Origin of the sequence: Kitasatospora sp. NPDC056138, assembly GCF_042264695.1 — a bacterium.
GTDB lineage: Bacteria > Actinomycetota > Actinomycetes > Streptomycetales > Streptomycetaceae > Kitasatospora.
Window position 1 is genome coordinate 1 of the sequence record NZ_JBHJVK010000104.1, and the last position, 21,221, is coordinate 21,221.

The 21,221-nt window shown below is 72.6% G+C and carries 15 protein-coding genes; 11 read left to right on the top strand and 4 right to left on the bottom strand.

Features of this window, described 5'->3' with window-relative positions:
- Positions 1–126: 126 nt before the first annotated feature.
- Both ACFC1R_RS36175 and ACFC1R_RS36180 read right to left on the bottom strand, forming a co-directional pair.
- Complete coding sequence (locus ACFC1R_RS36175) at positions 127–1,017, bottom strand: peptidase (protein ID WP_375945965.1); 891 nt, start codon at positions 1,015–1,017, stop codon at positions 127–129.
- 2 nt (positions 1,018–1,019) lie between these two features.
- Positions 1,020–2,357: a VWA domain-containing protein gene (locus ACFC1R_RS36180; RefSeq protein WP_375945966.1), complete on the bottom strand. Its 1,338-nt coding sequence runs from the start codon at positions 2,355–2,357 to the stop codon at positions 1,020–1,022.
- Positions 2,358–2,619: 262 nt separating this feature from the next.
- Here ACFC1R_RS36180 and ACFC1R_RS36185 point away from each other — a divergent pair, with 262 nt between their 5' ends.
- The 7 genes from ACFC1R_RS36185 to ACFC1R_RS36215 all read left to right on the top strand — a co-directional run bounded on the left by ACFC1R_RS36185 (position 2,620) and on the right by ACFC1R_RS36215 (position 13,147).
- Positions 2,620–3,123 carry a DUF1269 domain-containing protein gene (locus ACFC1R_RS36185; RefSeq protein ID WP_375945967.1) on the top strand — a complete coding sequence of 168 codons (504 nt, stop codon included), beginning with the start codon at positions 2,620–2,622 and terminating at the stop codon, positions 3,121–3,123.
- Between the two features lie 84 nt (positions 3,124–3,207).
- Entirely contained in the window at positions 3,208–4,560 is a 1,353-nt protein-coding gene (locus ACFC1R_RS36190; protein WP_375945968.1) for an FtsW/RodA/SpoVE family cell cycle protein, read from the top strand.
- Between the two features lie 3 nt (positions 4,561–4,563).
- On the top strand, positions 4,564–6,084 hold the full coding sequence (locus ACFC1R_RS36195) for a penicillin-binding transpeptidase domain-containing protein (RefSeq protein ID WP_375945969.1): 1,521 nt from the start codon (positions 4,564–4,566) through the stop codon (positions 6,082–6,084).
- A gap of 528 nt (positions 6,085–6,612) precedes the next feature.
- On the top strand, positions 6,613–8,163 hold the full coding sequence (locus ACFC1R_RS36200; RefSeq protein ID WP_375945970.1) for a DUF2079 domain-containing protein: 1,551 nt from the start codon (positions 6,613–6,615) through the stop codon (positions 8,161–8,163).
- Between the two features lie 286 nt (positions 8,164–8,449).
- A complete protein-coding gene (locus ACFC1R_RS36205; protein ID WP_375945971.1) occupies positions 8,450–9,931 on the top strand; it encodes an amino acid permease in 1,482 nt (493 codons plus the stop codon).
- A gap of 149 nt (positions 9,932–10,080) precedes the next feature.
- A complete protein-coding gene (locus ACFC1R_RS36210; RefSeq protein ID WP_375945972.1) occupies positions 10,081–11,421 on the top strand; it encodes a glycosyltransferase 87 family protein in 1,341 nt (446 codons plus the stop codon).
- Positions 11,422–11,563: 142 nt separating this feature from the next.
- The gene (locus tag ACFC1R_RS36215) at positions 11,564–13,147 is read left to right on the top strand and encodes a N,N-dimethylformamidase beta subunit family domain-containing protein (protein WP_375945973.1); all 1,584 of its coding nucleotides are present in this window, start codon (positions 11,564–11,566) and stop codon (positions 13,145–13,147) included.
- Positions 13,148–13,159: 12 nt separating this feature from the next.
- Here the strand turns inward: ACFC1R_RS36215 and ACFC1R_RS36220 are convergent, their stop codons facing one another.
- Both ACFC1R_RS36220 and ACFC1R_RS36225 read right to left on the bottom strand, forming a co-directional pair.
- Positions 13,160–14,839: a penicillin-binding transpeptidase domain-containing protein gene (locus ACFC1R_RS36220; protein ID WP_375945974.1), complete on the bottom strand. Its 1,680-nt coding sequence runs from the start codon at positions 14,837–14,839 to the stop codon at positions 13,160–13,162.
- A gap of 115 nt (positions 14,840–14,954) precedes the next feature.
- Positions 14,955–16,808, bottom strand: coding sequence for a phospholipid carrier-dependent glycosyltransferase (locus ACFC1R_RS36225; protein WP_375945975.1), 1,854 nt, complete (start codon positions 16,806–16,808; stop codon positions 14,955–14,957).
- Positions 16,809–16,978: 170 nt separating this feature from the next.
- Here ACFC1R_RS36225 and rsmI point away from each other — a divergent pair, with 170 nt between their 5' ends.
- The 4 genes from rsmI to ACFC1R_RS36245 all read left to right on the top strand — a co-directional run bounded on the left by rsmI (position 16,979) and on the right by ACFC1R_RS36245 (position 21,119).
- The gene (gene rsmI, locus ACFC1R_RS36230) at positions 16,979–17,824 is read left to right on the top strand and encodes a 16S rRNA (cytidine(1402)-2'-O)-methyltransferase (RefSeq protein ID WP_375945976.1); all 846 of its coding nucleotides are present in this window, start codon (positions 16,979–16,981) and stop codon (positions 17,822–17,824) included.
- 248 nt (positions 17,825–18,072) lie between these two features.
- Positions 18,073–18,519, top strand: a complete 447-nt coding sequence (locus tag ACFC1R_RS36235) for a hypothetical protein (RefSeq protein ID WP_375945977.1) — start codon at positions 18,073–18,075, stop codon at positions 18,517–18,519.
- Positions 18,520–18,618: 99 nt separating this feature from the next.
- Positions 18,619–20,238 carry a methionine--tRNA ligase gene (gene metG / locus ACFC1R_RS36240; protein WP_375945978.1) on the top strand — a complete coding sequence of 540 codons (1,620 nt, stop codon included), beginning with the start codon at positions 18,619–18,621 and terminating at the stop codon, positions 20,236–20,238.
- Entirely contained in the window at positions 20,238–21,119 is an 882-nt protein-coding gene (locus tag ACFC1R_RS36245) for a TatD family hydrolase (RefSeq protein ID WP_375945979.1), read from the top strand. Before metG ends, ACFC1R_RS36245 begins: the two co-directional genes overlap by 1 nt.
- Positions 21,120–21,221: the final 102 nt, after the last annotated feature.

Genomic DNA, 21,221 nt, shown 5'->3' on the forward strand with positions numbered 1-21,221 from the left:
CCCTTTTAAATCCCGGGGGTGGCCGGTTTTGCGGCCACCGCCCCGCCCCCCGGGGGGGGGGGGTGGTGCCGCGGGGGGGCCCGGGGGCGGTCTAGGTGGCCCGGGCCCCGCCGGGGGCACTCCGGGTCAGTGCTGCGGACCGTGGTGCTGGGTGGGTCGCCGGCCGTGCGGGTGGCGGGTCAGGGTGTAGCCCGCCACGCCGGCCAGGGCGGCCAGGGCGCCACCGCCGAGGGTCCAGAACCACCGGGTGTTCCAGCCGGAGAACAGGTCCGAGTACCAGTGTGTCTTCGGCGCGACCGGTGCGGCGACCCGCGTGGTGGCCGGACTGCCGTCCGTCGCGGCGCCGGTCGGTGCGGCGGACGCGCCGGGCGCGGCCGACCCCGCGTTGACCGGCGGTACCAGCGGGGCCTTCAGCTCACCGCCCTCGGGCTGGGCGTCGTTCGGGCCGCCCTTGCTGGTGATGTGCAGCTTGACCTGGGCCGCCAGTCCGAGGTCCTGCTGGTCCACGTCGCTGGTGGTGAGCCGGATGTAGTACGTCCCCGGCAGCGGGTCGCCCGACCAGGGCTCGGCCCAGGACCGGATCTGACGCAGCGTGCACCCGACCGCGAGCGAGGGGGCGTTGGCTGCCGCCGTCGCGCTCTGCGGCCCTGCGGTGCAGGACTGGCGGCGGCGCAGCCCGTCGAAGAGCTCCACCGTCCAGGTCTGCGGGGCGTGCCGGTCCATGCTGGGCGGCAGGGTGACGGTCACCTGCACGGTGTCGGTCTGCCCCTCGGAGGCCGGGAAGGCCCAGTAGAGGTAGTCGCCGGTGGACGCCGCCACCTCGGCCTCCTGCCCGGCCACCAGTGTGGTCGCGGTCAGGAAGGACGTGCCCGCGGTGGTCGCGGGGGCCTGGTTCCTGGCGGACGGGCTCGCCGAGGGCGCGGCCGACGCGGCCGGGGCCAGCGCGGGCAGCAGACCGAGTGCGAGCAGCGCGCCCGCGGTGAGGCGGAGCGTTGCCGTGGTGAGTCTCGTACGCATCGTCAGTTCTCCCGCCAGACAGCGATCCGCCAGCGTGCCACCCAGCCGAACACCAGACCGGTCAGCAGTCCGGCGCCGGTGAGCACCAGCAGCAGCACCCAGCCTCGGCCGAGCCCGGCGGCCGGGCCGTCGGGGGAGGGGGAGGCGGCGGCCACGTCCACGGTCAGCTCCAGCGGCAGCCCGGGGTCGGCGGCCACTCCCGGCTGCGGGGCGAAGGAGTTGCTGACGATCAGGCAGACCGCCCTGCCCTCGGCCGTGGCACTGCCGGAACCGGTCGCGGTGGCCGTCGGGGTGGCCGAGGTGCCGGAGGCGGACCAGCGCACGCCGGTCGAGGCCACGTCGGTACGGCCGCTGCCCGCGTCCGTGCCGCGGACCAGTTCCTGCCCGGCCTGGTCGGTGGCCTGCAGCAGCACGCCGTAGTCGCGGGCCACCGCCCGGTCCATCGCGACGCTGACCGAGGCGCGCAGTTCCTGGCCCGGCTTGACCGGCACCCGGTAGACGCGGTGCTCGGAGAACTTCTCCCGGTCGCTGTAGACGCCCGGGGTCAGCAGCGGCGCGGTCTCGCACTTGTCGGTGCCGGTGGTCGGGGCGGGCGTCACCTTGTAGGTGTCCCCGGCACGGCCGACCAGCTGCTTGACCTTGCCGGTCAGTTGCTCCTGGGTGCGGACGTCGGTGTAGGTGCCGCCGGTCGCGTTGGCGATGCAGAGCAGCTGCTGGCGGGTCTTGTCGTCGTGGGCCAGACCCAGGGTGTCCACCACCAGGTGGGTGCCCTGGGCGGCGAGCTCGCGGGCCACGTCGCAGGGGTCGGGCGGGGCGCAGGTGTCCTCGCCGTCGGTGATCAGCACCACCCGGCGGGTGGTCTGGCCGGTGCCGAGGTCCTTGGCGGCCTCGCGCAGTGCGAGACCGATCGGGGTCCAGCCGGTGGGGCGCAGGGTGGCCACCGCGGTCTTCGCCTCGACCTTGTTGGTCTTGCCGATCGGGAAGAGCTGCTGGCTGTCCTTGCAGCCCATGGCCTGGTCGTTGCCGGGGTAGGTCGCGCCGAGCGTCCGGATGCCGAAGTCGGTCTCGGCCGGCAGCGCGTCGATCACCTCGTCGATGGACTGCTGGGCGACCGAGATCCGGCTCTTGCCCTGGATGTCGGCGGTCCGCATCGAGCCGCTGACGTCGAGGATCAGGTCGACCCTCGGCGCCTCGGAACTGGTGGGGCTGGTGGGTGTGGTCTCGTCGGCCTGCGCGGGCAGCCCGCTGAGCAGGGCGCCGGCGGATATCGCCAGCGCGGCCAGCAGGCCGAGCGGCCGCCTGACCGGCAATCGTCGTCTCATGGTCGTCACGGGCCGCATCCTATGAATCATCAGTTCCGAAAGACCAATGCCCTCCAGCTGCTCGAACTTCCCTGCCGGAGAAGGGCGGAACGTGTCGGACGGTCGCCCGGTGAGGTCGCGTCAGGCGGAACCGGGTGTCCTGCAATATCGGACACACCGTTATCAACGACCATAAATATGGCAAATCCTGGCTAGGGTCGGGAGAACCGGACCCGTGCACCGGGACATGTCCGTCCGTGGGAGACGGCGTGAAACCGGCCGAGTGGAAGGACGTCCCTCCGTGAGCAACCTGTTCGCGATCGCCTACCCCGACCTCGCCACCGCGCAGCAGGTCCGCGACGAGGTCGTCGGCCTGCAGAAGCAGAAGGTGATCGACCTGGAGGACATCGTGGTCGTCGAGCGGCGCGAGGACGGCAAGGTCAAGTTGCACCAGGCGGTCAGCACCGCCGGGATGGGCGCCGCCTCGGGTGCGCTCTGGGGCGGTGTGATCGGCCTGCTCTTCCTGATGCCCTTCCTGGGTGCGGCGATCGGCGGTGCGACCGGCGCCGCCGTCGGGGCGACCGCCGACGTCGGTGTGGACAACGACTTCATGCGCAGGGTCGGCGAGCGCCTGCACCCGGGCAGCGCGGCGGTCTTCGCACTGGTCCGCTCGTCCACCCCGGACAAGGTGGTCCCGGTGGTGGCCCGGTTCGGCGGCGAGCTGATCCAGACCTCGCTGAGCGCCGAGGAGGAGGAGCACCTGCGCGAGATCGCCGAGGCCGCACGGGCGGGGTCTGGCGCCTGAGCCGAACACGCAGCACCCTCGGGGGTGGACGGGAGAGCCGGCCCGTCCACCCCCGCCTGTACCCCCGATCAGACAGGAGGGCCCGTGGCCTCACCCTCCGCCGTGGCCGGGGCCGGAGCCCCGGAGGGCCGCCGCCCGGTCAGGAGCCGCCGCAACACCGAACTGGTCCTGGTGCTCGGTGCCGTGCTGATCGCCGTCCTCGGCTATGTCGAGGTCGGCGTCGACATCGACGGCAGGGTGCCGCCGGGCGCGGCCGGGTACGGGGTCGCGCTGGGGGTGCTCGCCCTGGCCGCGCACGGGGTGGTCCGCTGGAAGGCCGGATACGCGGACCCGCTGCTGCTGCCGATCGCGGTCCTGCTCAACGGCGTCGGACTGGTCGTCATCTACCGCCTCGACCGGGCCACTTTGAAGAGCGAGGCGGCCCCCACCCAGCTGCTCTGGTCCGCCCTGGGGGTGGCCCTGTTCATCGGCGTGGTGGTGGTGCTGCGGGACCACAGGGTCCTCCAGCGGTACGCCTACATCGGCGCACTGGTGGCGCTGGTGCTGCTGATCCTGCCGATCTTCTTCCCGCCGGTGTACGGCTCGCGGATCTGGATCACCGTCGGGCCGCTCTCCTTCCAGCCGGGCGAGTTCGCCAAGATCCTGCTGGCGGTCTTCTTCGCCGCGTACCTGGCGGTGCACCGGGACACGCTCGCGCTGACCGGGCGCCGGGTCTGGCGGTTCCAGCTGCCGCGCGGGCGGGTGCTCGGCCCGGTGCTGCTGATCTGGGCCGCCTTCGTGGGCGTCCTGGTGCTGGAGACCGACCTCGGTACCTCGCTGCTCTTCTTCGGCCTCTTCGTGGTGATGCTGTACGTGGCGACCGCGCGCACCGGCTGGATCGCGATCGGGCTGGTCCTGGCCGCGGTCGGGGCGGTCACCGTGGGCTGGCTCTCGCCGCACGTGCACAGCCGGGTGACGGACTGGCTGGACCCGCTGGCCTCCATCTCGGCCGGGCAGGGCGCCAACCAGATTGCCCAGTCGCTGTTCGCCTTCGCCTGGGGCGGCCTGCTGGGTACCGGTCTCGGCCTCGGGCACTCGGTCCTGATCGGCTTCGCCGCCAAGTCCGACTTCATCCTGGCGACCATCGGGGAGGAGCTCGGCCTGGTCGGCCTGGTCATGCTGCTCCTGCTGTACGCGCTGCTGGTCTCGCGCGGCTTCCGGACCGGGATCGCGCTCAGGGACCCGTTCGGGCGGCTGCTGGCGATCGGCCTGGCCGCCATCGTCGGTCTGCAGGTCTTCGTGGTGGCCGGTGGGGTGCTCGGGCTGATTCCGCTGACCGGGATGACGCTGCCCTTCATCGCCCAGGGCGGTTCCTCGGTGGTGACCAACTGGATCATCGTCGCGCTGCTGGTCCGGATGAGCGACATCGCCCGCCGGCCGCTGCCGGAGGGGGAGTAAGGGATGGCCCGTCGCAGAAGGTCCGGGACGTCAGCCGACGGCCCGCAGGGCCTGCCCGGCATCTCCACCACCGGACGCCGGGCCGGTACCTTCGTGCTGCTGCTGATCGTCTCGCTCGCGGCCCAGGCCACCCGGGTCCAGGTCTTCGAGGCCGACTCGCTCGACCACAACCCCGCCAACCAGCGGCCGACCATCCAGCGGTACTCCCAGCCGCGCGGAAACATCCTGGTGGCCGGCCAGCCGGTCACCGGCTCGGTGGCGACCGGCGGCCGCTACGCGTACAAGCGCACCTACACCGACGGCTCCCGGTACGCGGCGATCACCGGCTACTCCTCGCAGACCTACGGCAACACCCAGCTCGAAGGCGTCTACGACGACCTGCTCTCCGGCACCGACGACCGCCTGGCGAGCTGGGCGCTCTGGGACGAGGTGGCCCGCAGGCGGAACCCCGGCGGGGACGTCTACACCACCATCGACAGGGCCGCCCAGCAGGCCGCCACGGACGGCCTGGCCGGGCAGAAGGGCGCCGTCGCGGCGATCGAACCCGCGACCGGCCGGATCCTCGCGCTGGCCAGCACCCCCTCGTACGACCCCGGCGCCTTCGCCGGCTCCTCGGGTGCCGACCAGGCCGCCTGGGACAGGCTGCGGGCCGACACCAACCAGCCGATGCTCAACCGGGCGCTGCGGCAGATCTACCCGCCGGGCTCGACCTTCAAGGTGGTCACGGCGGCGGCCGCGCTCTCCGCCGGGGTCGTCACCGACACCGGGGAGGGGACCGGCGCCCCGTACCCGTACGTCATGCCGGGGACCACGACGCCGCTGGTCAACGACACCAGCGCCTGTGACACCGCCGATCTGTCGTTGGAGACCGCGATGACGTACTCCTGCAACAGCGTGATGGGGTACCTCGGGGTGCGGACCGGGCTGGAGCAGATGACGGCGATGGCCGAGAACTTCGGCTTCAACGACCCAGGACTGGACATCCCGGTCCGGGCGGCGCGCAGCAACTTCGACACGAGGATGAACCAGTCGCAGGTCGCGCTCTCCTCGATCGGCCAGTACGACACCGCCGCCACGCCGCTGGTGATGGCCATGGTCGCGGCGGGCGTCGCCGACAACGGCACGGTGATGCATCCACAGCTTGTGGACAAGCTGGCGAAGAGCGACGGCAGCACGGTCCAGGTGATGGAGCCCGCCACCTACCGGAAGGCGATGACCCCGTCCGTCGCCGGGCAGGTGCAGCAGCTGATGACCGACGTGGTGGAGAACGGCACCGGCCGCAACGCCCGGATCCCCGGTGCCGTCGTCGGCGGCAAGACCGGTACCGCCCAGCACGGCGTCGACAACACCGGCACCCCCTACGCCTGGTTCATCTCCTGGGCCAAGCCCGCCGACTCCCGCGACGTCCCCCCGGTCGCGGTGGCCGTGGTGATCGCCGACAGCGAGGCCACCGACGTCACCGGTGGCGGCCTGGCCGCACCGATCGCCAGGTCCGTGATGGAGGCGGTGCTCCAGGGCCACTGACGGGCGGACGGCCCGATTGCCGTCAGGACCGCCGGGACGTACCGGTGGACGAGCCGGCCGGCCCGCTGCGGGCGGGGGTGGTGTCCGCGTACCCGTCGCCGCTGCCGTGGGCGTGGCCGAAAGCGTGTCAGGCGTCCGGCGCCGGCCCGGTCCTCCTGCGGAGCGCGACCGTCGGCTGGGCGGCCGTGTGCAGTGCCTCGCAACCGCACCCACCAGGGCTTCCTCTGGCATGAGGGGCGTGTCGCGCGGCGGTACGCGCGCTCTCCGGTGATCCCGGGTCGGCCGGACCGCGTGCACGGCCCGGGCCGGAGCGGTGACCCGTGCCACAGAGGTCGGCGGACGCCTCGGCTAGCGTGTCGTCTTCGACTGTACTGATGTACGGATTCTCTCGGGGGGAATCACGCATGGCTGTGAACAGGCAGCGCGAACTTGCTCGGCTCGGCTCGGGCAGTGCGCTGCCCAGGCAGGGCGGCTGAGGCGGTGGCGGTCGAAGCTGTACCGGCGTCAGTCCGCACCGCGGTCCGCGGCGTGCGGGCTGCGCCGCGGCCGGGTCGGCTGCGCGGAACCCTGCTGGTGCTGCTGTGCTTCGGGGTGTGCGCGGCCATCGGGTTCCGGCAGTGGGCGGTGGTCGGCCTCGGCGGCTTCGACCTGGCGATATTCGATCAGGGGGTGCGCGGTTACGCGCACTTCGGCCTGCCGGTCTCGACCGTCAAGAGCTACCACCACGAGTTCCCACCCGGGTTCTCCCTGCTGGGTGATCACTTCTCGCCGATCCTGGCCCTGCTGGCCCCGCTGTACTGGATCTGGGACGACCCGCGGACGCTGATCCTCGCCCAGGCGCTGCTCTTCGCGCTCGGGGTCCCGCTGCTCCGCCGGATCACCGCACTCTGCTTCGCCGCCGCCGACCGGAGGGTGGCCCGCCGCGCCGCCGACCTGGCCGCTCTGGCGTACGCGCTCGGCTGGCCGCTGCTGACCGCCGCGAAGGGCGGCTTCCACGAGGTGGCCTTCGCGGTGCCGCTCACCCTGCTGATGCTCGAACGCGGCATGGTCCGCCGCTACGGAACGGTCGCGGTGGCGGCCGCTCTGCTCTGCATGACCAAGGAGGACCTCGGACTCGTCGTGGGCATGTACGGCCTGGTGCTGGTGATCCGGAGCCGACCCACCCGGGACCGGCGCGGACTGGCGTACGGTCTGGGGCTTCTGATCGGCGGTCCGGCCGCCTCGGTGGCCGCGATCCAGTGGCTGATACCGATGATGGGCGGTCAGCCGGGCTACTACTGGAACTACGCCAAGCTGGGGCCGGACGCCGGGTCGGCGGTGGCCAACGTGCTCGGCGATCCGCTGCTGCTGGGCCACGTGGCGCTCGACGCCCCGCTCAAGCCGCTGCTGCTGCTCTGGCTGCTCGGCACCATGCTGGCGCTGCCGCTCCGGTCGGCGACCGTGCTGTGCGCACTCCCGCTGCTCGCCGAGCGGATCCTCTCGGACAATCCCAACCACTGGTCCATCGCACGGCACTACGACGCCTTCGTCTGGCCGATCCTGGTGGTGGCGACGGTCGAGGTGCTGGGCCGGTGCAGCGCGCGGGAACGGTCGCGCGGGTGGGCCCGCTGGGCGGGGCTGACGGTGGTGGCGATCTCGCTGGCGTCCGCCGTGCCGCTCGGCCTGGTGGCACCGGCCACCCCGGCCGACTGGCGGCCGAACGCCAGCGACGCCGCGCTGCTCCGGGCGGCCGCGCAGATCCCGGACGGCGCCTCGGTCGAGGCGGACAACCAGATCGTGCCGAGGCTGACCACCCGGACCGACGTCGTCCTGGTGGACGGCACGCCGCGCGGGCGGGACTACGTGCTGATCAGGTCGGACGTCCGGAGCTTCCCGTTCCAGGACGTCCGCGACCAGGCCGGGCGAATACGGCTGCTGCTCGCGCACGGCTACCGGGAGATCTGGGCGCAGGGCGGGGTGGTCCTGCTGCACCGGGTCGGCGACCAGCCGGTCCCCGGCGCCCGTGTCCCCGGCCCCGGCAGCAAGCCGGTGCAGGACGTGGTGCCGTCGGACGTCGGGCACAACCTCTTCCTGGGCTGATCCCGGGCCGGCCCGGGACCCGGCACATGGTCCGACCTGCGGTCCGAGCGGTGACGGACGTGCCGTGTAGACGCAAACGGGTCGCCGCGCCGTCCGCTTTCTGTCCGGTTTGTCAGGGGTCATGCGACGATTCGTACAAGGCGGACCTCGTCTCTCACCGTTTGCGCCACTGGTGGATTCGCGGGGTACTGTCCCATCTTTGTTCGGTTGGTCCGTCTGCTCCCCCCACGAGCGGCTGCGGAGCAGCCGCTAGGACACCCTCCCCCGCCTAGAAGGAACCACCGCGTTGACCACCCGAAGCACCACCAGCGCGCGTCTGTTCAGACGGAAGCCGATCGACACCCTGATCGCCGAGAGCGGTTCGGCCGACAGCCTCCCCGCCGGGGCGCCCGAGGAGGGCGGCCGCTCCGGGATCCACCTGCGCCGCTCGATCGGCCTCTGGCAGCTCTCCTCGATCGGCATCGGGGCGACCGTCGGTACCGGCATCTTCTTCGTGCTGAGCAGTGCGGTCCCCGAGGCCGGCCCCGCGGTGATCGTGTCCTTCGTGCTGGCGGCGATCACGGCCGGTCTCACGGCGCTCTGCTACGCCGAGATGGCCTCCGCGATCCCGGTCTCCGGCTCCTCGTACTCGTACGCCTACGCGACGCTCGGCGAGATCGTCGCCTTCGGGGTCGGCGTCTGCCTGCTGCTGGAGTACGGGGTCTCGGCCTCCGCCATCGCGGTGAGCTGGGGCCAGTACCTGAACAAGTTCTTCGACCTGGCCTTCGGCTTCCGGATCCCGGAGTGGATGGCGGCGCCGCCCGGCGACGGCGGGTACTTCAACCTGCCCGCCGTGATCCTGGTGGCCATGGTGGTCCTGCTGCTGATCCGCGGTGTCAGCGAGTCGGCCAAGGTCAACGCGACCATGGTCGGCATCAAGATCGTGATCCTGGTGCTCTTCATCGCGATCGGCCTCACCGGCTTCCACAGCGGCAACCTGAGCCCGTTCATGCCGCTCGGCTTCGACGGTGTGCAGGTGGCCGCGTCGAGCATCTTCTTCTCGTTCATCGGCCTGGACGCGGTCTCCACGGCGGGTGAGGAGGTCAAGAACCCGCGCCGCACCCTGCCGCTGGCGATCATCATCTCGCTGGTCGTGGTCACCCTGCTGTACATCGGTGTCGCCATCGCCGCCCTCGGCGCCCAGTCGTGGCAGAAGTTCGACGGCCAGGAGGCCGGGCTCGCGCAGATCCTCCAGGACATCACCGGCCAGACCTGGCCGGGCCTGATGTTCGCGCTCGGTGCGATCATCTCGATCTTCAGCGTCACCCTCGTGGTGATCTACGGCCAGACCCGCATCCTGTACTCGATGGGCCGCGACGGCATGCTGCCGAAGAAGTTCGCCGAGGTCTCCCCGAAGACCGGCACCCCGGTCTGGAACACCCTGGTCGTCGGTGTCGGCGTCGCCGCCCTGGCCGCCTTCGTGCCGCTCGACATCCTGACCGACCTGACCAGCCTGGGCACCCTGGTCGCGTTCTCGGTGGTCTCGATCGGCGTGATCATCCTGCGCCGCACCCAGCCGCACCTGCCGCGCGGCTTCCGGGTTCCCGGCTACCCGGTCGTCCCGCTGCTCAGCGTCGGCTTCTGCGGCTACCTGATCTACGGGCTGCACCCGCTGACCTTCCTGTTCTTCGGGATCGCCCTCGCCATCGCCGCCGCCATCTACTTCGGCTACAGCGTCAAGCACTCCAAGCTCAACCGGGCGGACAGCGAGCTCAGCACGGCCGGCTGAGTACGGGCGTACGCGGGCCGAGCCGTCCGCGTACCGGGTTGAGGGGCTGCCGGGGGAATCCCCCGGCAGCCCCTCGGCGTTCGGACCGGGCCCCGGACCAGCGCGCGGCCTCCCACATCGGGGCGTACCCGGCGGCCTAACCTTCCAGCATGGTGAGCGCCCCGGTGTCCGAGGATCCGGAGATCTCGAACCACGACGGCCCGGCTCGGGGCGCACCGCCGCGCCGTGGACCCGCCCGCAGGCGCTCGACGCGCGGTGGACCCGCACGCCGACTGCAGGCCCTGGGCTGTGCCGTGGCGGCCGGGTGGGCCGGGGCCTTCCCCCTCGCCTCCCACCTGTCCAACCAGGTCTTCTGGGGCACCGTCGCCGCCCCCGCGTACGCCGTCGCCGGTCTGCTCTGCCTCGTGCTGCCCCGCCGGATCGCCGCTCGGGCCGCCGCCGCGACGGCCCTGTCCGGGGCCGTCCTGCTCCCGCTGGTGCTGCTGGCCCTGCACGGTCGGCGGCAGTCCGAGGTGATGGTGGTCGAGCGGGCGGCCCGGCTGCTGCTCAGGACCGGCAGCCCCTATCTGCCGGACCCGGTGGTGGCCGCCGACTACAACCCGTACCTGCCCGCGATGGCGCTCTTCGGCTTGCCCAGGGCGGCACTCGGCAGTTCGGGCGGGATCGGCCAGGTGGTCGGCGACGCCCGGGTCTGGTTCGCGCTCACCTTCCTGGCCTGCCTGCTCGCCTGCTGGCGGCTGCTGGGGCCCGGCCGGGACCGCGGGCGGGTACGGGGCCGCTCGGTGGGTGCCGGTGCCGGTGCGGGGGCGGAGCCGACGGGGTGGGGCGGTTCGGCGCTGCTGCCGCTGGCCGTGCTCACGGCCTCGCCGCTGATCGGGCTCGCGCTGGTGACCGGCGGCGTGGACCTGCCGCTGATCGGGGTCTGCTGCCTGGCCATGGCGCTCGCCGCCCGGGGACGCGCCGTCCCGGCCGGGCTGGTGCTCGCGCTGGCCTGCACCCTCAAGTGGACCGCCTGGCCCGCGCTGCCGGTGGTCGCCCTGCTGCTCCGGCGGCGGCACGGCGGGCGCCCGGCGGCGCGGGCGGTACTGACCGCGGTGGCGGGCGGCGCAGCCGTGATCACCCCGTTCGTGCTCCGCGACGCCCGGGAGCTGCGCGAGCAGGTGATGCGCTACCCGCTCGGGCTGACCGCCGTGCACACCCCCGCCGAGAGCCCGCTGCCGGGCAGGGTGCTGGCCGGGCTCGGGCCGGCCGGTCACACCGTCTCGCTCTCGCTGCTGTGCACGGGCGGGCTGGTTGTGGCGCTCTGGCTGCTGGCGTACCCGCCGGGGTCCGCGGTGGCCGCGTGCGACGTGCTGGCGGCCGGGCTGACGGTGGCGTTCATGCTCGCCCCGGCCGGGCGCTTCGGGTATCTGGCACTGCCGACCGTCCTGGTGCTGTGGCCGCGTCTCGCGGCACGGGCCCGTGGTGCGGCCGGGCGGCACGGCCGCTGACGGGCCGGGCCCACCCGTGGTGGCTACTCCGGATGCGGCCGGGGGATGCCCTGATGTGCGAGCGGATGTTTGATGCGTAACGGTGGCCCCGGAGTGCGGACCGAGCGGGGAGCCACGGTGACACGGGAGGCGGGAGTCGGGCATGGGCGAGCGGCGGGGGTCGGGCACCGGGCGGCGGCGGTTCCTCGGGCTGGCGGCGGGGGCTGCGGCCGGGTTGAGCGCCTGCGGCCCCGGCGGTACGCCGGGGGCGGCCCCCGCGGCGAGTGCCGCGAGCGCAGGGACGGGGGCGGCGGGCGGTCCCGCCCCGGGCCCGTCCGGGACCCGGGCCGAGAACGAGCGGCCCGGTGACGCGGACTGGAAGGTGGCCGATGCCGGTCCCGCGCGGGCGATCGAGGGGTTCGCCGACCGGGTGAGCGTGCTCCCCGGCGAGCGGTTCGCGCTGCACGTGTCGACCACCGCGCCGGGGTTCACCGTCTCCGCGTACCGGATGGGCTGGTACGGCGGTGCGCGGGCCCGGCTGGTGTGGCGCTCCGGGCGGCTGCCGGGCAGCCGGCAGGCCGATCCCACGGTCGACCAGCGGACCAGGACGGTCCGTACCGACTGGGCCGGGAGCACCACGGTGGACACCGGGGGGTGGCCGGAGGGCAGTTACCTGCTGCGCCTGGACGCCGAGGACGGATCGGGGCAGCGCTTCGTCCCGGTCACCGTCCGGTCGGCGGTCACCGCGGGGAGGACGGTGATCGTCAACGCCCCGGCGACCTGGCAGGCGTACAACGAGTGGGGCGGCTACAGCCTCTACAACGGTCCGACCGGGGGACTGGCGACCCGTTCGCTGGAGGTCACCTTCGACCGGCCCTACCAGTACGACAACGGTGCCGGGCTGTTCCTGGTGTACGAGGCGCCGCTGATCGCCCTGGCGGAGCGGCTCGGCCTGCCGCTGGCGTACACCACGGGGGTGGACGTGGCCCGCGATCCGGCGCTGCTGCACGGGGCGACGGCCGTGGTGTCGCTGGGGCACGACGAGTACTGGTCGCCGGAGCAGCGGCAGCACGTCACGGCGGCCCGGGACGCCGGGACCAATGTCGCGGTCCTGGGCGCCAACTGCTGCTTCCGCCGGGTCCGCTTCGAGCCCTCGGGCGTCGGGCCGGACCGCACGGTGGTCTGCTACAAGGCCGCCTACCAGGAGGACCCCGGCTTCCGGGCGGGGAAGCCCGCGACCACCGACTTCCGCGAGCAGCCGGGCGCCGATCCGGAGAGCTCACTGCTCGGGGTGATCTACGACGGCTACCCGGTGGACGCCCCCTACGTGGTGACCGAGCCGGGCCACTGGCTGTTCGCCGGGACGGGGGTCAAGGCGGGCGACAGCTTCCCGCACCTGGTCGGGGTCGAGTACGACCGGGTGCTCACCGGCTTCCCGACGCCCCGGCCGATCGAGATCCTGGCCCACTCGCCGGTGGTCTGCGACGGGCGGCGCAGCTTCGCGGACTCCGCGTACTACACGGTGCCGAGCGGTGCCGGGGTGTTCGCCAGCGGGACGATGCGCTGGGTGGAGTCGCTGGACGCCGACGGCCCCGGCGGTGGCCGGGCCGACCACGGGATGGACGCCAGGGCCGGGGCGATGACCCGGCAGGTCACCGAGAACCTGCTCCGGGCCTTCGCGGCCGGCCCGGCCGGGCGCAGCCACCCGGCCGCCGACAACGTCGAGGCCGTGTACGGGAGGGGCTGACCCGTCCGGTGCTCAGCCGTCGTTGCCGACGCCGAGCACCAGGGCGGCGGCCGGTGCGGCGGCCTCGGAGCCGTGGCCGCCGCCCTGGACCTCGGCGGCCACGGCGAGGTCGTCGCGGTAGGCGGTGAACCAGCTGTTGTCCGAGGACTGGCCGCCGACCTGCGCGGTGCCGGTCTTGGCCCCGGTGTTCCCGCTGAGCCCGGCCATCGCCGTGCGGGCGGTGCCGCTGGTGGCGGTCAGGTGCATCATCTGGCGCAGCGACTTCAGGGTGGACGAGGACAGCTTGCGCTCGGCCGGGACCTGGTCGTAGCCGGGGATGAGGATCGGCTGGTGGAAGGTGCCGTTCTCGACGGTGGCGGCGACCGAGGCCATGGTGAGCGAGTTCATGGTGATCTGCCCCTGGCCGATCAGCTGGGCGGCCCGCTCGGTGGAGCTGCCGGGCGCCGGGACCTTGGCCGGGGACAGCTTGAGGCCGACCTTCCAGGTCGGGCCGATGCCGAAGAACTGCCGTGCGGTGTCCTGGAGTTGGCTTCCGCTGAGGGTGCTCATGCCCTGCTGGATGAAGGCGGTGTTGCAGGACTGGGCGAAGTCGTTGCTGAAGGTCCAGTCGTCGCCCGACTCGTCGTCGTCGTTCTTGAAGGTGAAGCCGTTCACCGAGAAGTTCTGCTTGCAGGGCATCGTCGCGCCGGCGGGGACCCCGTTCTCCAGCAGGGCGGCGGCGGTGATCACCTTCATGGTGGAGCCGGGGGCGACGGCGCCCAGGAAGGCCCGGTTCTGACCGGTGGCCGGGGCGTTGGCGAAGGCCAGGATCTTCCCGGTGCTGGGCTCGACGGCCACCAGCGAGGCCGGCTTGCTGCCGCCGTCGGAGGCCTGCTGCACGGCCTTCTCGGCGGCCGCCTGCAGCTTGCCGTCGATGGTCAGCCCGGCCTTCTGCGCGGACTTGGGCTCGGTGACGGTGAAGAGCTTCTCCGGCGAGCCCTGGCCGCTGTCGTCGGTGATCATCACGCCGGTACCGGCCGTGCCCGGCTCACCCGACGGCACCCGGTCGGCCAGTTCGGCCAGCAGCGGCTGGAGCGAGGGGTAGGCGTCGAGCGGCCCGCCGTCGCGGTCGGCCAGCGCGGACGAGGCCGAGGCGGGCAGCGGGCGGACGGAGATGCTCTTCCCCGAGGTCAGATGGGGGTGGATCACGGTCGGGGTCCAGTGCACGGCGCTCTTGCCGTCGCTCATCCTGACCATGCCGAGCACGCCGTCGTAGCTCCAGGGCGTCCCGGTCCCGGCGAACTCGACGGTGGCCCTGAAGCCCAGCGAGACCTGTCCCGCCGGTGCGGAGGGCGCCGACGACGGGGCGTCGGCGCCAGCCGCCGGGCCGGTGACGGACAGCGTCATCGAGCCCGGCTTGACCTTGTCCCGGAAGGCCGCCAGGGTCGCGGCGGCGGTGTCGGGCCGGTCGGTCAGCGCGGCCGCGGCCTCCAGGTCGCCCTTCGCCCAGGCGGCGAGGAAGGCCTTCGCGCCCTCCTCGGCCTGCTGCCCGGTCGGGGGCTGGGCGGCCACCGTGCGGACCTTCGGCTCGGCATCCGACTGGCCGGTCCTCCCGCCCATCACCGCGCCGGCGATGTTGTACACCCCGTACCCGGCGACCGAGATCATCCCGGTGCAGACGGCGGCTATGCCGACCTTGACGCCCTTGTTCATGGTGCGGTTCCCCCCGCGTTCCGAAGGCTGTGACCCGGCCACCCTAGGTCGGCGGTCCGGTCAGCCCCGTCGAACCCCCGTACTCGTGACGGATTCGGTACCGGAGGTCCCGACCTCAGATCCAGCTGGTGAACCACATCCTGGACCGCCAGTCGTCCATCGGGATCATCTCGCCGGTGTACAGCGGGAGGAAGTACAGGAAGTTCCACATGATCGCGAGCACCAGCAGGGCCGCCGCCGTGGTGCCGACCACCCGGCGGTCGTACGAGGCGGTGGCCGGGCCGATCAGCGCGCCGATCATCATCGTCACCGCCAGCACCAGGAAGGGGACGAAGGCGACCGCGTAGAAGAGGAAGATGGTCCGCTGCTGGTACATGAACCAGGGCAGGTAGCCCGCGGCCAGGCCGCAGAGCACCGCACCCGCCCGCCAGTCGCGCCGCAGCGCCCAGCGGTACAGGCAGTACGCCAGCGCGGCCACGCCGGCCCACCACAGCAGCGGGGTGCCGATGCCCAGCACCTCGCGGGCGCACTCGTTCGCGGTGCAGCCGGACTGGCCGGACTTCGGGGACTCGTAGAAGTACGAGACCGGACGGCCCAGGAACAGCCAGCTCCAGGGGTTCGACTGGTAGGTGTGCGGGTCGTGCAGGTTCACGTGGAAGCTGTACATCGTCGCGTGGTAGTGCCACAGGCTGCGCAGTGCGTCCGGCACCCAGGTCAGGTCGAACTGGAACGGCATCTTGACGCCGAACACGAACTCCGGTGACAGACCGGCCCGGTGCACCGCCCAGTCCCGGCCGTACCCGCCCTGGCCCGGGACGTTGCTGCTGAGGAACCAGCCGGTCCAGGAGGCCAGGTACACCCCGATCGCGATCAGTGCGACCACCGGCAGCGCCAGCGTGGCGTCCCACAGACCGAGCCGCAGCCAACGCCGCGCCCCCGCCAGCCGCCGGGCGCCGATGTCCCAGCAGGCACCCAGCAGCCAGAACGCCAGCAGCACGTACATGCCGCTCCACTTGGTGGCGCAGGTCAGGCCGATGCAGACGGCCGCCGCCAGCCGGTAGGGGCGCCAGCCCAGGCTCAGCCGCTCCGCGCCGCCTCGCCCGTCCGCCAGCCGACGGGCGATCAGCCCCCGGGTCCGGTCCCGGTCCAGCAGCAGGAAGCCGAACGCGGCCAGCATCCAGAACATGACGATCAGGTCGAGCAGCGCGGAGCGGCTCATCACGTAGTGCAGGCCGTCGACGCTCAGCAGCAGGCCCGCGACGCAGCCCAGCAGGGTCGAGCGGAACAGCCGGCGGGCGATCCGGGCGAGCATCAGGATCGAGACCGTCCCGAGCACCGCCACCATGAACCGCCAGCCGAACGGGTGCATCCCGAACAGCTGCTCGCCGATGCCGATCAGCCACTTCCCGACCGGCGGATGCACGATGTACGCGGGATCGGTGCGGAACGGGACGCTCGGGTGCGGCGCCACGATCTGCGCGTTGGCGTCGTCCGGCCAGCTGGTCTCGTAACCGACGTGCCAGAGCGCGTACGCGTCCTTCGCGTAGTACGTCTCGTCGAAGATGAGCGAGTTCGGCTGGCCCAGGCCCCAGAACCGCAGGACACCGCCGAACAGGGCCACCGCGACCGGGCCCAGCCAGCCCGACCAGCGGCAGAGCCAGGACCAGAGCAGGTCGGGGAGGACGATGCCGCGGGCCGCGAGGCGTGGTGAGGGCGGGACCCGGCGGGGTGTCACCCGCGGGCCGTCCGGCATCGGCGGGACCAGCTGCTCGGCAGGCTCGGGCCTGTCCGGCGCGCGGTAGCCGTGCCTCGCCAGTCCGCGCTCCCAGGCCGACCGGAGGGGGACCGTCGTACGCGGTGCCGGGACGGCCGCGGGCGGCCCGTCGCCCGGCGCGGGCAGCACGGCGATGCCGCCCTGCTCGGGGTGGTCCACGCCCGGGGGTGTCTCAGGTGCCTTCTCGCCGCTCACCCGCCACATCGTAGGGGTGGGGCATGAGCTGACAAGGGTTTCCGGGCGGGAGCGGGACGCGGGTGGCGGCCACCGGTGCCGTGCGCGGCGCGGCCGGACGAGGGCCCCGGCCCGCGCTCCGGGGGCGCCGGGTGGCGGGCCGGGCGGGTTCGGGCTGGGAGGATGGGGGAGTGACAGGAGTACTGGTTCTCGCAGGGACACCCATTGGCGACGTCTCGGACGCGCCGCCGAGGCTGCTCACCGAGCTGGCGACGGCGGATGTGATCGCCGCCGAGGACACCCGGCGGCTGCGGCGGTTGACGCAGGCGCTGGGGGTGACCCCGGTCGGGCGGGTGGTCTCGTACTTCGAGGGCAACGAGGTGGCCCGGACGCCCGAGCTGGTGGAGGCGCTGCGCGGTGGTGCCCGGGTGCTGCTGGTGACCGACGCCGGGATGCCCTCGGTCTCCGACCCCGGCTACCGCCTGGTGGACGCCGCCGTCGCGGCCGAGATCAAGGTGACCGCGGTGCCGGGGCCGTCCGCGGTGCTGACCGCGCTGGCGCTGTCCGGCCTGCCGGTGGACCGCTTCACCTTCGAGGGCTTCCTGCCCCGGAAGGCCGGCGACCGGTCCAGGCAGCTGGCGGAGATCGCCGCCGAGCCGCGCACCATGGTCTTCTTCGAGGCCCCGCACCGGATCGCCGAGACACTGGCCGCGATGGCCACCGCCTTCGGCGCGGACCGCCCGGCGGCGGTCTGCCGCGAGCTGACCAAGACGTACGAGGAGGTCAAGCGCGGCCCGCTGGGCGCGCTGGCGGACTGGGCGGCGGACGGGGTCCGGGGCGAGATCACCGTGGTGGTCGCGGGTGCCCCGCCGGCCGCGCCGAAGGAGTACGGCCCGGCGCAGCTGGCCGAGCTGGTGGCGGTCCGTGAGGAGGCCGGGGAGCGCCGCAAGGAGGCCATCGCGGCCGTGGCGGCGGAGCTCGGCCTGCCGAAGCGGGAGGTCTTCGACGCGGTGGTGGCGGCCAAGCACGGCGCCTGAGCCGCCCGTCCGGGTCACCCGAACGCCGCGGTTCGCGGCGGTCGTGCCGACGGGTTTACCCGGCCCTACCCTGGAGGGAGGCCCCGGGACATGGCCCCGACCCGCGGGCCGGGGGCGGGCTTCCTACAGCCCTCTCCAATTCGGCGCCAAGACTTGGCAAGCCGGGTAGCGAAAGGCATGTCCCGGGCATTCCCTGAGAAGGAAAGACCCGAGCCGGACGGACGTCCGGCGGGCGCTGGGAGACGGCTATGAGCGAGACGATCGGTAGCCCTCTGAGTGGCAATGCAGTGCGCGACACCGCAGCGGGCGGGCTGGGCCTGACGAGCAGGCCGACCGCTGCCGTGGAGACCGTCCGGGAGGCGTACTCCTTCGCCTGCCTGAGCTGCGGCTACGGCTGGGAACAGGCGTACGAGATCGAGCACCACGTGGCCAGGGACGGGCACACGGTGATCGAGTACCACGCGAACGGCGTCCGAGTGCCGTCGCCGCTGCTCCAGCCGACCTGCCCGGGTTGCGGCGGGCACACCGTGCGGATCATGCGGGCGGGCCGGGTGGCCACGGCCGAGAACTCCTGGCACCACGGTCCCGGTTACGCCGCGCACGCCGAGCCGGAGGACGTACCGATCGACCGACCCGTCCGGGTCCGGCGCAGCTTCCGGGCCTGGGTGCGGAGCATGTTCGGCAGCGCCGCCTGAGCCGGCTGATTCCACGCAGCGGAAAGCCGCCCGTGACAGGGGCCGCCCCCGGGAAAGTCGGTCGAGGGTGGTTCCTGCACGCGGCTAAGATTTCTGAGCATGGCGGCCACTGAAGACCACAGCACCACCGAGCGCTCGACCTCGGCGTACTACGTCACCACCCCGATCTACTACGTGAACGACCGCCCGCACCTGGGCCACGCGTACACGACCGTCGCGGGCGACGTGCTGACCCGCTGGCACCGCCAGCGCGGCGAGCAGGTGTGGTACCTGACCGGTACGGACGAGCACGGTCAGAAGATCCTGCGTACGGCGGACGCCAACGGCGTCACCCCGCAGGAGTGGTGCGACAAGCTGGTCGAGGAGGCGTGGAAGCCGCTCTGGCAGCACCTGAACATCGCCAACGACGACTTCATCCGGACCACCCAGAAGCGGCACACCGACCGCGTCCAGGAGTTCGTCCAGGACCTGTACGACAAGGGCGAGATCTACAAGGGCGGCTACTCCGGCTGGTACTGCGTGGGCTGTGAGGAGTACAAGCTGCCCGGCGACCTGCTGCCCGGAGCGAGCGACGACGAGAAGCTCTGCGCCGTGCACAAGCGGCCGGTCGAGTGGCTGGAGGAGGAGAACTACTTCTTCCGGCTCTCCGCGTACGGCCCGAAGCTGCTGGAGTTCTACGCCCAGAACCCCGACTTCATCGCGCCCGCCTCCGCCCGCAACGAGGTGCTGCGCTTCGTCGAGCAGGACCTCAAGGACCTCTCGATCTCCCGGTCCACCTTCAACTGGGGCGTGCCGCTGCCCTGGGACGAGAAGCACGTGCTGTACGTGTGGGTGGACGCGCTGCAGAACTACATCACCGCGGCCGGCTACGGCGCGGACCCGGAGCGCTTCGCCGAGCTGTGGCCGGCCTCGGTGCACCTGGTCGGCAAGGACATCCTGCGCTTCCACGCGGTGATCTGGCCCGCGATGCTGATGGCCGCGGGTCTGCCGCTGCCCAAGCGGGTCGTCGCCAACGGCTGGCTGATGGTCGGTGGCGAGAAGATGTCCAAGTCCAACCTGACCGGTATCTCGCCGACCGACCTGACCTCGCACTTCGGCGTGGACGCGTACCGCTACTACTTCCTGCGGGCGATCCCGTTCGGCACCGACGGCTCGTTCTCCTGGGAGGACTTCACCGCCCGGTACACCTCCGAGCTGGCCAACGACTTCGGCAACCTGGCCTCGCGGGTCGCGGCCATGGTCGGCAAGTACTTCGAGGGCGCGCTGCCCGCCGCGACCGCGCACGGGGACGCCGAGCAGGCCGTCGCCGACGCGCTGGTGAAGGCCACCGAACTGGCCGACCGCAAGATCGGCGAGGAGCTGGACTTCGCGGGCGGCATCGCGGCGGTCTTCGACTTCGTCAAGCTGGTCAACGGCTACCTGACCGAGCAGGAGCCGTGGAAGGTCGCCAAGGACACCTCCGAGGAGGGCCAGGCGCGGCTCGCCACCATCCTCTACACCGCCGCCGAGGCGCTGCGGGCCACCGCCGTGCTGCTCAACCCGCTGATGCCGGTCGCCTCGCAGAAGCTGTGGGACTCGCTCGGGGCGGAGGCGTCGCTGGGCGCACTGGGTGCGCAGACCATCGCCACCGTCGCCGACTGGGGCCGGCTGCCCGCCGGTTCCACCGTCACCAAGGGCGACATCCTGTTCCCCCGCCTGGAAGAGAAGCCCGCAGCCTGATGGCCAACGCCAAGGACGCCGACCGGACCACCCCGCCGCCGCTGCCCGAGCCGCTGGCGGTGGCGGTGGCCGACTCGCACACCCACCTGGACATGCAGTCCGGCACCCCCGCCGAGGCTCTGGCCAAGGCCGCCTCGGTCGGGGTGACCACGGTCGTCCAGGTGGGCTGCGACCTGCCCGGTTCGCGCTGGGCGGCGTCCCTGGCCGAGGAGTTCGAGCAGGTGCACGCGGCCGTCGCGCTGCACCCCAACGAGGCGCCGAGGATCTTCCTCGGCGACCCCGACGGCTGGTCCGGGCAGCAGCGTGAGCCCGGGGGCGCGGCGGCGCTCGACGCGGCGCTCGCCGAGATAGCCGCGCTGGCGGCGCTGCCGCAGGTGCGGGCCGTCGGCGAGACCGGGCTGGACTACTTCCGGACCGGGCCCGAAGGCGTGGACATCCAGAAGGAGTCCTTCCGCCGCCACATCGAGATCGCCAAGCGGTACGGCAAGGCCCTGGTCATCCACGACCGGGACGCGCACGAGGACGTCATCGCCGTCCTGCTGGAGGAAGGCGCACCCGAGCGGACGGTCTTCCACTGCTACTCCGGCGACGCCGAGATGGCCAAGGTCTGCGCCGAGCACGGCTGGTACCTCTCCTTCGCCGGACCGGTCACCTTCAAGGCCAACCAGCCGCTGCGGGACGCCCTGCGCGCCACGCCGCTGGACCGGATCCTGGTCGAGACCGACGCCCCCTTCCTCACCCCGCACCCGTACCGGGGCCGCCCCAACGCCCCGTACCTGATCCCGGTCACGGTCCGCTCGATGGCCGCGACCCTGGACCTGCACGAGGACGAGCTGGCGACGGCGATCGCGGCGAACACGGCCCGGGCGTTCGGGTACTGAACCGGCCCGCACGGATACCGGGTCGTGGAGAAACGGTTCGGCACTCTGGCTGCGCTGCCGTGCCGGCCGGCACGGCAGCGGTGAGGGGGCGGTGGAGACCAC

What these genes read in the sequence shown, in the direction of transcription:
- ACFC1R_RS36175 (WP_375945965.1), bottom strand. Translation starts at nt 1,017, where the DNA reads ATGCGTACGAGACTCACCACGGCAACGCTCCGCCTCACCGCGGGCGCG.
- ACFC1R_RS36180 (WP_375945966.1), bottom strand. Translation starts at nt 2,357, where the DNA reads ATGCGGCCCGTGACGACCATGAGACGACGATTGCCGGTCAGGCGGCCG.
- ACFC1R_RS36195 (WP_375945969.1), top strand. Translation starts at nt 4,564, where the DNA reads ATGGCCCGTCGCAGAAGGTCCGGGACGTCAGCCGACGGCCCGCAGGGC.
- ACFC1R_RS36210 (WP_375945972.1), top strand. Translation starts at nt 10,081, where the DNA reads ATGGTGAGCGCCCCGGTGTCCGAGGATCCGGAGATCTCGAACCACGAC.
- ACFC1R_RS36215 (WP_375945973.1), top strand. Translation starts at nt 11,564, where the DNA reads ATGGGCGAGCGGCGGGGGTCGGGCACCGGGCGGCGGCGGTTCCTCGGG.
- ACFC1R_RS36220 (WP_375945974.1), bottom strand. Translation starts at nt 14,839, where the DNA reads ATGAACAAGGGCGTCAAGGTCGGCATAGCCGCCGTCTGCACCGGGATG.
- ACFC1R_RS36235 (WP_375945977.1), top strand. Translation starts at nt 18,073, where the DNA reads ATGAGCGAGACGATCGGTAGCCCTCTGAGTGGCAATGCAGTGCGCGAC.
- metG (WP_375945978.1), top strand. Translation starts at nt 18,619, where the DNA reads ATGGCGGCCACTGAAGACCACAGCACCACCGAGCGCTCGACCTCGGCG.
- ACFC1R_RS36245 (WP_375945979.1), top strand. Translation starts at nt 20,238, where the DNA reads ATGGCCAACGCCAAGGACGCCGACCGGACCACCCCGCCGCCGCTGCCC.